Below are 12,416 nucleotides of genomic sequence, written 5' to 3'. Positions count from 1 at the left end.
GGCTGCCGCCTGGGTCCCGGTGCCCTCAAGCGCCGGACGGGCTTGGTCCTCAAGCCCGTCCGGGGCCCGGAGAGCCGGGGCCGGGCGGCAGCGCAGCCGCCGCCGACCCGCGCTCCACCAGCCGCGGCGCACAGAGAATCCGCTTGCGCCGCACCCGCCGCCCCTCGATCGCCGCCACGGCCAGCCGTGCAGCCTCGGCGGCGATCTCCGCGAGCCCCCAGTCCAGGGTCGTCAGCGCCGGTGTCAGGACCCGGGAGACCGGGTGGTCGTCGAAGCCGACCACCGACAGGTCGCGGCCGATCGTCAGGCCCGCCTCCGCGGCCGCCGCGTACACCCCGTACGCGATCGAGTCCGAGAAGCAGAAGACCGCGGTCGAACGGCCGCCCACCACCCCGCGCGCCACCGCGGTCGCCTCGCCCAACTCCTGTGCGCAAGGCACCACTTCGACATCGAGACCGAGCCGGTCGGCAGCCTCACGCACATAGACGTCGGCGGGCCGGTCGGGGGTGCTCGGACCCGTCGGGGTCAGCACGGTCACGCGCCGGTGGCCGAGCCCCGCCAGATAGGCGAGCACCGCGTCGATGCCGGCCCGGTTGTCGAAGAGCACCTCCCCGGCGGTCCTGGCCTGCTGGAGCGAGTCGCCGATGGAGACCACGGGCACCGCGTCGGCGATCTTCGCCCAGCCCTCGGCCGACGGGTCGACGGGCGAGACCAGGAGCCCGTCCACGCGCTGGTCGCGGAGCTGCTTGGCGAGGGCGAGTTCCCGTGCGGGGTCACCTCCCGCGTCGAGGATCAGCGCATACCGGTCTCCGGCCAGGAGCTCGCGCCCTATGGCCGCCATCAACTGCTGCTGCCAGAGGTCCTGGAGGTCACCCGCGAGGACGCCGACCATGCTCGTACGCCCACTGGCCAGAGCGCGGGCGATGGGGTCCGCCTCGTAGCCCAGCTCCGCCGCGGCCCTGCGGACCCGCTCCTCGGTCTCCTTGGAGACCTGCTTGCCGCGCAGAGCGTACGAGACGGCGGCAGTGGAGAGGCCGGTGGCCTCTGCCACCTCGCGGAGGGTGGTGCGCTTGCTCGGCCTGGCCATGGCGGAAAGCCTACCGGCCACCCGGCCCCGCGACCCGGGCTCTTCCCCTCAGCCTTGACAGCCAACTCGGTTAACCGCTTCACTTAAGCGCGTCAGTTAATCGCTTAACCAGCCATCGGGCATCACCCTGCACCACGCCCGGCATCCCGCCCGACATCAAGGTGAATCTTGCTCGCAGACGTCCACCAGCACCTCTGGCCGCCGGCCTTCACCGAGCTGCTGCGCGCCCGCACCTCCGCCCCGCACCTCGACGGCTGGACGCTCCACCTGCACGGAGAGCCGCCGTACGCGGTCGACCCGGCCGATCACGACATCGAGGCCCGCACCGCGCTGGCCCGCACCGACGGACTGGACCTGGCGCTCGTCTCGCTCTCCAGCCCACTGGGCATCGAGTACCTGCCGCCGGACGAAGCGGCCCCCCTCCTCGACGCCTTCCACGAAGGCGCGCTGGCGCTTCCCGCCCCCTTCGGCGCCTGGGCGTCGGCGGGGCTCGCCGCACCGGACCCGGCAGCGCTGACCCACGCCCTGGACCAGGGGTGCGCGGGGCTCCAACTGCCCGCCACCGCACTGCTCGACGAGGCGGGCTGGACCCACTGCGCACCGCTGATCGACGCCCTCGCCCGCGCGGACAAGCCGCTCTTCGTCCATCCCGGCGCGGCCCCGCCCGCCGGTCCGGGCACGCCGCCGTGGTGGCCCGCGCTGGTGCCGTACGTCCAGCAGCTGCATGCCTCCTGGTTCGCCTTCCGGGCGTTCGGCCGCTCCCGCCACCCCCGGCTGCGGGTCTGCTTCGCCGCCCTCGCGGGGCTCGCCCCGCTGCACGGCGAGCGGCTCGCGGCCCGCGGCGGCGGCCGGGGCACGGTCGATTCCGACGTCTTCTACGAGACCTCCTCGTACGGCACCAGGGCCGTGGACGCCCTGGTCCGCGCGGTCGGCATCGACGTGGTCGTGACCGGCAGCGACCGCCCGTACGCCCTGCCCGCCATCCCCGACCTCGGCGCCGAAGCGGCCGTCCACGCGCTGCGCGCCACCAACCCCGCCCGCCTCCTGAAACCCGTCCGCCCCCTGGAAGGAGCAACCCCGTGACGTACGACGCCGCGCTGCCCGACCGCAACCTCGACAAGCGTGAACTCCAGTCGCTGGTCGACGACTTGGCCGCACGACCGGAGCTCTGGCGCTCCGATGTCGCCTTCTCGGACACCGACCGCCACTACGCCTCACTGCACCGCGACGAGTACGTCGACATCTGGCTGCTCTGCTGGACCCGGCAGAACGACACCGGCTGGCACGACCACGACATCTCGTCCGGCGCGGTCAGGGTGGTGCAGGGCGTGCTGACCGAGTCGAATCCGCGCATCGGCGGCCGGCACCTCGCGACGGCCGTGGGCGCGGAGACCTCCTTCTGCTTCGGCCCGGACCACATCCACCGCCTGACCGGGGCGACGGACGACGCGGTCTCGATCCACGCGTACTCACCGCCGCTCTGGCGGCTCGGCCAGTACGACATCAGCGATGACGGCCTGATGCGCCGGATTTCCGTCTCATATGCGGATGAACTTCGCCCAATGGACAGCTCGGCGGCCTGAAGAAGCAGCAAATCAACCTGCCCCTATTGACCTTCCATTCATCACGGCACACTCTGCATAGATCGATACATCGCCGGTCGGCCCGCCCGCCGTGCCGGTGATGGCAGCGCAGCGTGAGAGGGAGGCCGTCCAGTGGCAGGCCTGGTGGAACAACGGTCGATCGATGTAGTCCCCGACGAGGAGCGCCACGGCAGCGCCTTCTCCCAGTTCACGCTCTGGGTGGGCGCCAACCTCCACATCACGGCGGTCGTGACGGGCGCGCTCGCCGTGGTCTTCGGCGGCGGCGCGCTCTGGTCGATCGTGGGCCTGCTGCTCGGCAACCTGCTGGGCGGGACGGTGATGGCGCTCCACTCCGCACAGGGCCCGCGGCTCGGGCTGCCCCAGATGATCTCGTCCCGCGCCCAGTTCGGGGTCAAGGGCGCGGTGGTCCCGCTGGCCCTGGTGATCCTGATGTACGTCGGGTTCTTCGCCAGCGGCACCGTCCTGGCGGGCCAGGCGGTGGGCAAGCTGACCCACCTCGGCGACACCACGGGCATCATCGTCTTCGCCGTGATCACCGCTGCGGTGGCCGTGATCGGATACCGGGTCATCCACACGCTCGGCCGGGTGGCGAGCGTCATCTGCGCCGTCGCCTTCATCTACCTCGGGATCCGGCTGCTCGACCGGATCGACCTGGGCACCGTCCTGCACGACCACGCCTTCTCCTTCCCGCTGTTCCTGCTCGCGGTCTCGCTCTCGGCCTCCTGGCAGCTGGCGTTCGGCCCGTACGTGGCGGACTACTCGCGCTACCTGCCCCGTACGACCAGCGGCCGCGCCACCTTCTGGTGGACGCTCGGCGGCACGGCGCTGGGCTCGCAGTGGTCGATGACCTTCGGTGTCCTGGTGGCGGCCACGGCGGGCGACGCCTTCCTGAACAGCCAGGTCGGCTACGTGGTCGGGCTCGGCGGCACCGGACTGATGGCCTCGGTGCTCTACTTCGTCATCGCGCTGGGCAAGCTCACGATCAACGTGCTCAACACCTACGGCGGCTTCATGTCGATGGTGACGAGCATCAGCGGCTTCCGCGGCCAGAAAACCCTCACCGCACGCGGCCGCACCCTCTACATCCTGGTCATCATGGTGGCCGGCACGGTGGTGGCCCTCGCGGGCAAGGACAGCTTCCTCGACTCGTTCAAGGACTTCCTGCTCTTCCTGCTGGCCTTCTTCACCCCGTGGTCGGCGATCAACCTGGTCGACTACTACCTGATCTCCCGCGAGCGCTACGACATCCCCGCCCTCTCCGATCCGGCGGGCCGCTACGGCGCCTGGCGCTGGGACGCCCTGCTGGTCTACGGAATCGGCCTTGTGGCCCAGTTCCCCTTCCTGGCCACGTCCTTCTACACCGGACCACTGGTCGCTCCGCTCGGCGGCGCCGACATCTCCTGGATCGTGGGTCTCGTCGTCCCGGCGGCGCTGTACTGGACACTGGCCCGGCGGAACACCTCGCACATCCCGGCGGCCACCATCCTCAGCGCCTCCGGCACCACCGAGCAGCCCGTACCGCAGCAGGTGACGTCCGCGTAGGACTTGGGGCCCGTCGCGGGGTGCGGTCCGGCTACGGGCCGTCCGGGAGCCGGGAGCCGGAAGCCCCCCATCGGATTGGGGGGTTAGCCCCACTGCTCCGCGGTCCGTGAATTCGTACCGTGTACACCATGGAAGCCAGCGACCAAGAGCTGAAGAAGGAACTGGACGCCGCCCTGCACGCCCGCAGGGAGCTCGGCGAGGACTACGACTCGGCCCTGGTCGAGTCGTTCCTGGAGAAGGTCGAACAGCGTCTCGACGGCACCGTGGACCGGCGGGTGCGCCGGCAGATGGCCGAGCAGCAGATGGTCGTCGCCCGGGGCAGCAGCCGCCCGCAGCAGCCGGAGAGCGGGTTCGGCGAGCGGTTCGGGTTCGGGATCGTCACGATGATCCTCGCCGTCCCGCTGTCGGCGATCGGCGTGATCAACGCGGGCCTCGCCGGTCTCATCGTCACGTGGGGCGGGATCGTGGGGGTCAACATGGTGCACGCCGCTCGCGACGGCGGCCTGTTCCAGCACCTGCGCTCACGCGCGAAGTCCTCGTCGGATTCCGGCTGGGAGGACTGAGAGGACCCGGGGGACCGGGACGGCTGGAGCAGGGACCGGCCGCGGGCCTCCTACCCTGTGCGGGACCTCACCGCCAGGGCCGACGCGCGGCACGGTGATCGCGGGGACCGCCGCACCCCCGGCGAACCGGGGGGCGGGACGACGGCGGTCCCCGCGAGGGACGCGGGCCCGGGTCAGGGCCGGGGTGCCGCGTCCGTGGCGTCCTGGAGGCCGGGAGCCGCTCCGGAGTTCCTTGACGCCGTCCGTGGTGCCGGAGGGTTTCCCTTCCGGCACCCACCAATCTGCCGCAGCCGTGTTAAGACGGTGCTGCGTCCGCGTGTCACCTGCGTACCACTTGGGCGACGCCTGCCGGCGGGCCCGTACCCCGCGACCCCGCCCCGGCACGGGCCCTCAGGCCGACGGGTCACCGAACGCCGCGAGACGTGCTCCCGGAGAACGCGACCCGGGCAGGCACAGCGCAAGGACCCCTAAGCGGTGCGCGCCAGATACGACAGCAGGTCCTGCCGGCTGACCACGCCCGTCGGCTTCCCCTCCACCAGCACGATCGCCGCGTCCGCCTTGCCGAGTACGGCCATCAGGTCCGCGACCGGCTCGCCCGAGCCGACCAGCGGCAGCGGTGACGACATGTGCTTCTCCAGCGCGTCCCCCAGGGAGGCCCGCTGGGTGAAGAGCGCGTCGAGCAGTTCGCGCTCCACCACCGAACCGATGACCTCGGCGGCCATCACGTCCGGGTGACCGGCCCCCGGCTTCACGATGGGCATCTGGGACACGCCGTACTCGCGCAGCACGGCGATCGCGTCACCGACGGTCTCCTCCGGATGCATGTGCACCAGATGGGGCATACCGTCCGCCTTCCCCAGCAGCACGTCGGACACGCGCGGTGCGGTGCCGGGCTGCTCCAGGAACCCGTAGTCGTTCATCCACTCGTCATTGAAAATCTTTGAAAGGTACCCGCGCCCGCTGTCCGGCAGCAGCACGACCACGATGTCGTCCGGCCCGAGGTCCTCGGCCACGCGCAGCGCCGCCACGACCGCCATGCCGCAGGAGCCGCCGACAAGCAGGCCCTCCTCCTTGGCGAGCCTGCGCGTCATCTGGAAGGAGTCCTTGTCGGACACGGCGACGATCCCGTCGGTGACGGTCCTGTCGTACGCGGACGGCCAGAAGTCCTCACCGACGCCTTCGACGAGGTAGGGCCGCCCCGACCCGCCCGAGTACACGGAGCCTTCCGGGTCGGCGCCGATGACCTGGACCCGGCCGTCGGACATGTCCTTGAGATACCGCCCGGTCCCGCTGATCGTGCCACCGGTGCCGACACCCGCGACGAAGTGGGTGATCCGCCCGTCCGTCTGCTCCCACAGCTCGGGGCCGGTGGTCTCGTAGTGCGAGCGCGGGTTGTTCGGGTTGCTGTACTGGTCGGGCTTCCACGCGCCCGGCGTCTCCCTGACCAGGCGGTCGGAGACGTTGTAGTACGAGTCGGGGTGGTCGGGGTCGACGGCCGTGGGGCAGACGACGACGTCGGCTCCGTACGCCCGGAGCACGTTGATCTTGTCCGTGGACACCTTGTCCGGGCAGACGAAGATGCACTTGTAGCCCTTCTGCTGGGCCACGATCGCCAGTCCGACACCAGTGTTCCCACTGGTCGGCTCCACGATCGTGCCGCCGGGCAGCAGCTCGCCGCTCTGCTCGGCCGCCTCGATCATGCGGACGGCGATACGGTCCTTCACGGAGCCGCCCGGGTTGAAGTATTCGACCTTGGCCAGGACGGTCGCCCTGATACCTGCGGTCACATTGTTGAGCCTCACCAGCGGGGTGTTGCCTACGAGGCTGATCATCGAGTCGTGGAAGTGCACCATGGCGGTCAGCGTATTGGACAAGATTGAGCGGCACCGGTCTCCGGGCAGTTAGGTGATGTACGGCTTGTAGGTGGTGTACGGCCCGGCAGGCCGGACACCGCCCGCCGGTGGTGTGCGGCCCGGTCGGCCGGACACCGCCCAGCGGGTGCACGGCTATGAGGAGGTGGCAGTGTCGAGGGCGAGGGTGGCGCGACGGATCGCTGCGGGCGCGGCGTACGGAGGCGGCAGCATCGGGCTGGTCGGGGCGGCCGCGGTGGGTGTGCTGCTGGCGGAGGTACAGCTGGCGAAACATTCCGTGGGAGGTGGGCGGGCCCCTCAGGCGCCGAGCGCGGACGGGCGGTACGGGCTGGCATTCGCGGGCCGTACGGGTCATCTGGAGCCGTTACGTCTCGCCATGCTCGGCGACTCGACGGCGGCGGGCCAGGGCGTACGGCGGGCAGGAGAGACACCGGCGGCGCTGCTCGCATCCGGGCTCGCCGCAGTGGCGGAGCGACCGGTCGACCTGCGCAATGTCGCGCTGCCCGGCGCGATGTCGGACGATCTGGACCGGCAGGTGGAGCTGGTGCTCGCCGACCCCGGCCGGCTGCCCGAGGTCTGCGTGATCATGATCGGCGCGAACGATGTGACCCACCGGATGCCCGCCACGCAGTCCGTACGCCACCTGGCCACCACCGTCCGCAGACTGCGTACGGCCGGGGCCGAGGTCGTCGTCGGGACCTGCCCCGACCTCGGCACGGTCGAGCCCGTCTACCAGCCGCTCCGGTGGCTGGCCCGGCGGGTCTCCCGGCAGCTGGCCGCGGCTCAGACGATCGGGGTGATCGAGCAGGGCGGGCGGACGGTGTCGCTGGGCGAGATGCTCGGCCCGGAGTTCGCGGCGAACCCCCGCGAGCTGTTCGGCCCGGACAACTACCACCCGTCGGCCGAGGGTTACGCGACGGCCGCGATGGCGGTACTGCCCACGCTCTGCGCGGTGCTGGGCCTGTGGCCGGAGACCGACCGCCTGGACGCCGCCCGCGACGAGGACATCCTGCCGGTGGCCAAGGCCGCGTCCGCCGCGGCGTCGGAGGCGGGCACCGAGGTCACGGGTGCCCGCGCGCCCTGGGCGCTGCTGAAACACCGGCGCCGCCGCCGGCTGCCGGAGTCGCCAGAGTCACCGGAGCCGGCGGACACCGCGCCACCGGGATAGGAAGCGCACGGCCGGGGAAGACCGGGGCCCGGAGCGGTGCAACACCGCTCCGGGCCGGCCATCCTGAGCGGTCGCTTAGAAAAGAGTCCCGCATCACATGCCGACCCCGGTGACCTCGGCGGTACGTACGGGTAACTTCCAATCAGCCCTGCCCGCCCGTCGCCCGACCACCACCCCTCACCGAGGCGCTGCGCACCACCCCTCCCGACCGTCACCCGACCACCACCCCCCACCGAGGCGCTGCGCACCACCCCTCCCACCCCGTCACCCGACCACCGCCCCTCACTGAGGCGCTGCGCACCACCCCTCCCGCCCCGTCATGCCGACACCCCCGACGTCCGACCCCGACACGCCCGACCTCACCCCTCTGGAGCCGTGATGCCCGAAGCCGTCATCGTCTCGACCGCCCGCTCCCCCATCGGCCGCGCCTTCAAGGGCTCGCTGAAGGACCTGCGCGCCGACGACCTCACCGCCACCATCATCCAGGCCGCCCTCGCCAAGGTCCCCGAGCTGGACCCCCGGGACATCGACGATCTGATGCTCGGCTGCGGGCTGCCCGGCGGGGAGCAGGGCAACAACCTGGGCCGCATCGTCGCCGTGGCGATGGGGATGGACCACCTCCCCGGCTGTACGGTCACCCGCTACTGCTCGTCCTCCCTGCAGACCTCGCGGATGGCGCTGCACGCCATCAAGGCCGGTGAGGGCGACGTCTTCATCTCGGCCGGTGTCGAGATGGTGTCGCGGTTCACGAAGGGCAACTCCGACAGCCTTCCCGACACGCACAACCCGCTCTTCGCCGATGCCGAGGCGCGCACCGAGGCCGTCGCGAAGAGCGAGGGCGCCTCCTGGCACGACCCCCGCGAGGACGGTCTTGTCCCGGACGCGTACATCTCGATGGGCCAGACCGCGGAGAACCTGGCCGGCATCAAGGGCATCAGCCGTCAGGACATGGACGAGTTCGGCGTGCGGTCGCAGAACCTCGCCGAGGAAGCGATCAAGAACGGCTTCTGGGCCCGCGAGATCACCCCTGTGACGCTCCCGGACGGCACGGTCGTCTCCGCGGACGACGGCCCGCGTGCGGGCGTGACCCTCGAAGGCGTACAGGGCCTGAAGCCGGTCTTCCGACCCGACGGCCGCGTCACCGCGGGCAACTGCTGCCCGCTCAACGACGGCGCCGCGGCCCTGGTCATCATGAGCGACACCAAGGCTCGCGAGCTGGGTCTGACCCCGCTGGCCCGGATCGTCTCCACCGGCGTCACCGGCCTCTCCCCGGAGATCATGGGATACGGCCCCGTCGAGGCGTCGAAGCAGGCGCTGAAGCGGGCCGGCCTGACGATCGGTGACATCGACCTGGCCGAGCTGAACGAGGCGTTCGCCGCCCAGGTCATCCCGTCCTACCAGGATCTCGGCCTGGACCTGGACAAGGTGAACGTCAACGGCGGCGCCATCGCCGTCGGCCACCCCTTCGGCATGACGGGTGCGCGCATCACCGGCACGCTGATCAACAGCCTGCAGTTCCACGACAAGCAGTTCGGCCTGGAGACGATGTGCGTGGGCGGCGGCCAGGGCATGGCCATGGTCATCGAGCGCCTCAGCTGACCTCGGGCCCCAGCACCGCAAAGGGCAGGCACGCTGCGGATCGGGCCGATCACCGCGCGTCGGCCGGAACGCCCCGGCCCCTCCACCGGAGGGGCCGGGGCGTTCCCGAATCCGTTACCCACAGGTACGGTCGATACCGCCCCTGTCACAACTTGGCCTCCGGCGCCCGTCTCGCCGCTCAGTCGTGACCGAATCTCCCCCAGGATGTGACCTATCTCCTGGGGGAACTTCATTCCCGCAGGTCACAGCCGCATCAGCAAGAAAACCAGGGCCCAAAGACCTGTCCAATTCATGACGTAATGCACTGACAGCGGGAGCTCTCTCACGACAAGCTGATGTAGGAAGTCGGGGGGACCGATTGAATCCGGGAGTAAGTCAGTGAGCACTATGTCGATTGCCCTGCTGCTGACGACGGCCACCGCCACGGCCGTCGGCGCTGCGTCCCTGCATGCCGCACACGGCCTGCGCCGCCAGGTCGCCGCCCTGCGCGACGACCTCGCCGGTACGGACCGCGGCACCCGGGGCGCCACCGTCCCGGCCGCCCGCGAGACGCCGGCGGCCGAGATACGAGCGGCCGTCGCGGAAGCGCTGGCCGAGGAACGTGAACGTGAACTGGCCGAGGCCCGCGCCTTCTGGGCCGCGCAGGAATCGCGCGACGCGGCGGACGCCCCGTCCATGCTGGGCGGTCTTGCCGGGCTCGGCGAGGACGCCGCGTTCTTCCTGCCCCGACAGACCGACTTCACCGGTATCGACCCGGCCTTCGAGACCGCTTTCGGACCCGAGCTGGAACCGGCTGTGGAATCGGTCGTCGACGCGGACGACGAGCCGGGCATCGACGAGTACGCGCCCGACAGCGCAGAACTGGCCGCGGCCCGCCGCCGGCACCCCTCGCACCCCGACTTCGTCCCGGTGCAGACACCGGTGGTGACCGAGCACGAGCGCATGGTGACGCGCCTCGAAGAGCTCGCCGAGACCCGCACCGCGCTCTCGGACGTCCGCCCGGGTCCGCTCGGCACACTCGATGTCTACGTCTTCGCGGACGGCACCACGCTCTGTATGACGCCGGGCCACCGTGAGACCGCCGAGCGGCTCTCCGAGGCCCTGCGCGCGGGCGACAACCCGTTTCTGCTCGGCGGCTCAGGAGTCTCCGGCGCCTACGCGCTGACCTTCACCTGCGGCGAGGAGAACGTCTACATCCTCGCCGACCGGGTCATAGCGTCGCTCTGACGGTTCCGGTCCTCACAGCCCCGGTCCTCACAGCCCCGACCCGGCCTCGGCCGCTTCCACCGACTTCACGGCCTCGTCCAGCTCAGCGGACGGGGCCGTTCGCAGCTCTTCGGCCAAATCGTGGGCAGCGACGGAGAGTTGATCAGCCACCACGAACATCCCGGCGTCCGGCATGACCCGTACGGCGGCGGCCGGATTCTCCAGGCGCTGGGCACGCGACGACAGTTCCCTGGCCAGCGCCAGCCCGGCGGCCGCGGCGCCGCGCCCGAGCCGGCTCTGCGGGGCGGAGCGCAGCCGTCCGGCGAAGCGGTCGGCCGCGGCGGTGAGGGGCGTCGTATCGAGCACGCCGCGACCCTACGCGCCCTTCCCGGACTGTTGCCAACGGGCCGACGCTGAGGCACGGTGCAGTGAAGGCACAGAAGGAGTCCGCCCGCAGGGCGAGGCTCCCAGGACCGACTCTGCGCAATGCCTCCGGAGGCGCCGATGTCCCAAGTCTTCTCCGAAGAGACCCATCGCAATCTGCTCTCACGCATCCCCGAGTGCACGGGGCGTGAAGTGTCCGACTGGCTCCGCGCCGTCGACGAAGGGCCCGCACTCGTCCGTTTCGACGAGAAGGTCAGCTGGCTCAGGACCGAACACCACCTCGCCTACGGCCACGCCAAGGCGATCATCCACGAGTACGACCTGAGACGAGCCGCGCGGCGGCTGCTCTAGGCCCGCCCCCGGCGCCCACCCCCATCCGCGCCCCGCTTCCCTCATCCGCATCCGCATCCCCCTCCGGAGTACCTGGCCGGGGAACGCGAAGGGGCCCGTCCGGACAGGCGTCCGGACGGGCCCCTCGCTGATGGCGGGACGGCCGGGCTCAGTCGTTGCCGCTGAAGATCGCGACCAGCCGCAGCATCTCCAGGTAGATCCAGACGAGCGACATCGTCAGACCGAACGCCGCCAGCCACGACTCCTCACGCGGAGCGCCGTAGGTGATGCCGTCCTCGATCTGCTTGAAGTCCAGCGTCAGGAAGAAGCAGCCGATCAGGATCGCCAGCACCCCGACGAGCGCACCGAGCGGGCCGAAGTCGCGCAGCCCGCCGTCACCGGCGACGCCGAAGGCGACCAGCAGCAGATTGACCACCATCACCATGAGGAACGCCATGGCGATGGTCATGCCGATCCGGGCGTATCGCGCGGTGACACGGATCCAGCGCTGCTTGTACGCCACCAAGGTGGCGGCCGACACCGCCATGGTGCCGAGCACGGCCTGGAAGGGCGCGCCCGACCACTGGCTGTTGTACATCTCGCTGATCACGCCGAGGAAGATGCCCTCGAAGAACGCGTAGCCGAGGATCAGGGCGGGCGCCGGTGTCCGCTTGAAGGACTGCACCATCGCCAGCACGAACGCCACCAGCGCGGAGCCGAAGGCCAGCCCGTAGCTGGTCGTGGAGACCGGCAGCAGCACCCAGGCCAGGGCCGCCCCGACGGCGACGGTGCCAAGGGTGATGGCCGTGCGCGAGACGACGTCGTCCATGGTCATCGCGTTGGCACGGGCGGGCGCCTGCGGCCCGTAGGGGTCGGTCGAGTACGGGTTGGCCGCGTACGGGTTCTGACCGGACGGGCTCTGCGCGTACGGGTTGGCCCCTACCGCCTGGCCCCCGGCCTGCGGCGCCGCGTTGAATCCCGCGTAGCCGTTGTCGCGGCTGAAGCCCCGTCGCGAGAAGACCGGGTTGCTGCTCCTCATCTCACTCCTCAGTGGCCACGGTG

At 70.9% G+C, this 12,416-nt stretch carries 12 protein-coding genes; 8 read left to right on the top strand and 4 right to left on the bottom strand.

Translation table 11 applies throughout. The annotated features are described in order from the left end of the window. Positions 1-49: 49 nt before the first annotated feature. Positions 50-1,087: a LacI family DNA-binding transcriptional regulator gene (locus OG584_RS21675; protein ID WP_405780169.1), complete on the bottom strand. Its 1,038-nt coding sequence runs from the start codon at positions 1,085-1,087 to the stop codon at positions 50-52. 168 nt (positions 1,088-1,255) lie between these two features. Between OG584_RS21675 and OG584_RS21670 the strand changes: the two genes are divergently transcribed. The 4 genes from OG584_RS21670 to OG584_RS21655 all read left to right on the top strand — a co-directional run bounded on the left by OG584_RS21670 (position 1,256) and on the right by OG584_RS21655 (position 4,796). Continuing rightward, positions 1,256-2,170 (top strand): amidohydrolase, encoded by a 915-nt coding sequence (locus OG584_RS21670; protein WP_405780167.1) that lies wholly within the window; start codon positions 1,256-1,258, stop codon positions 2,168-2,170. After that, on the top strand, positions 2,167-2,670 hold the full coding sequence (locus tag OG584_RS21665; RefSeq protein WP_405780166.1) for a cysteine dioxygenase: 504 nt from the start codon (positions 2,167-2,169) through the stop codon (positions 2,668-2,670). Before OG584_RS21670 ends, OG584_RS21665 begins: the two co-directional genes overlap by 4 nt. Before the next feature lie 132 nt (positions 2,671-2,802). Beyond that, complete coding sequence (locus OG584_RS21660) at positions 2,803-4,233, top strand: purine-cytosine permease family protein (protein WP_405780165.1); 1,431 nt, start codon at positions 2,803-2,805, stop codon at positions 4,231-4,233. 128 nt (positions 4,234-4,361) lie between these two features. Next, positions 4,362-4,796 carry a hypothetical protein gene (locus OG584_RS21655; RefSeq protein WP_405780164.1) on the top strand — a complete coding sequence of 145 codons (435 nt, stop codon included), beginning with the start codon at positions 4,362-4,364 and terminating at the stop codon, positions 4,794-4,796. Between the two features lie 467 nt (positions 4,797-5,263). On the opposite strand, the gene OG584_RS21650 is transcribed toward OG584_RS21655, so the two are convergent. Then, the gene (locus OG584_RS21650) at positions 5,264-6,646 is read right to left on the bottom strand and encodes a cystathionine beta-synthase (RefSeq protein ID WP_405784213.1); all 1,383 of its coding nucleotides are present in this window, start codon (positions 6,644-6,646) and stop codon (positions 5,264-5,266) included. A 187-nt stretch (positions 6,647-6,833) separates the two neighbouring features. On the opposite strand from OG584_RS21650, the gene OG584_RS21645 reads away from it, so the two are divergent. From OG584_RS21645 to OG584_RS21635, 3 genes are all read left to right on the top strand, one after another. After that, a complete protein-coding gene (locus OG584_RS21645) occupies positions 6,834-7,835 on the top strand; it encodes an SGNH/GDSL hydrolase family protein (RefSeq protein WP_405784211.1) in 1,002 nt (333 codons plus the stop codon). A gap of 378 nt (positions 7,836-8,213) precedes the next feature. Beyond that, positions 8,214-9,434: an acetyl-CoA C-acetyltransferase gene (locus OG584_RS21640; RefSeq protein ID WP_405780162.1), complete on the top strand. Its 1,221-nt coding sequence runs from the start codon at positions 8,214-8,216 to the stop codon at positions 9,432-9,434. A 387-nt stretch (positions 9,435-9,821) separates the two neighbouring features. After that, the gene (locus OG584_RS21635; RefSeq protein WP_405784210.1) at positions 9,822-10,661 is read left to right on the top strand and encodes a hypothetical protein; all 840 of its coding nucleotides are present in this window, start codon (positions 9,822-9,824) and stop codon (positions 10,659-10,661) included. A gap of 27 nt (positions 10,662-10,688) precedes the next feature. Here OG584_RS21635 and OG584_RS21630 read toward each other — a convergent pair whose 3' ends face one another. Beyond that, on the bottom strand, positions 10,689-11,006 hold the full coding sequence (locus OG584_RS21630) for a hypothetical protein (RefSeq protein WP_405780160.1): 318 nt from the start codon (positions 11,004-11,006) through the stop codon (positions 10,689-10,691). Positions 11,007-11,144: 138 nt separating this feature from the next. Here OG584_RS21630 and OG584_RS21625 point away from each other — a divergent pair, with 138 nt between their 5' ends. Next, complete coding sequence (locus OG584_RS21625) at positions 11,145-11,375, top strand: DUF4287 domain-containing protein (RefSeq protein WP_405780159.1); 231 nt, start codon at positions 11,145-11,147, stop codon at positions 11,373-11,375. 148 nt (positions 11,376-11,523) lie between these two features. On the opposite strand, the gene OG584_RS21620 is transcribed toward OG584_RS21625, so the two are convergent. Beyond that, on the bottom strand, positions 11,524-12,393 hold the full coding sequence (locus OG584_RS21620) for a Bax inhibitor-1/YccA family protein (protein WP_405780157.1): 870 nt from the start codon (positions 12,391-12,393) through the stop codon (positions 11,524-11,526). Positions 12,394-12,416 lie beyond the last annotated feature (23 nt).

This window comes from Streptomyces sp. NBC_00859, from assembly GCF_045161865.1.
Lineage (GTDB): Bacteria > Actinomycetota > Actinomycetes > Streptomycetales > Streptomycetaceae > Streptomyces.
This window is presented reverse-complemented; position numbering and strand designations above follow the sequence as displayed.

Coding starts and splice junctions, on each gene's coding strand:
- OG584_RS21675 (WP_405780169.1), bottom strand. CDS start 1,087: ATGGCCAGGCCGAGCAAGCGCACCACCCTCCGCGAGGTGGCAGAGGCC.
- OG584_RS21655 (WP_405780164.1), top strand. CDS start 4,362: ATGGAAGCCAGCGACCAAGAGCTGAAGAAGGAACTGGACGCCGCCCTG.
- OG584_RS21640 (WP_405780162.1), top strand. CDS start 8,214: ATGCCCGAAGCCGTCATCGTCTCGACCGCCCGCTCCCCCATCGGCCGC.
- OG584_RS21635 (WP_405784210.1), top strand. CDS start 9,822: ATGTCGATTGCCCTGCTGCTGACGACGGCCACCGCCACGGCCGTCGGC.
- OG584_RS21625 (WP_405780159.1), top strand. CDS start 11,145: ATGTCCCAAGTCTTCTCCGAAGAGACCCATCGCAATCTGCTCTCACGC.
- OG584_RS21620 (WP_405780157.1), bottom strand. CDS start 12,393: ATGAGGAGCAGCAACCCGGTCTTCTCGCGACGGGGCTTCAGCCGCGAC.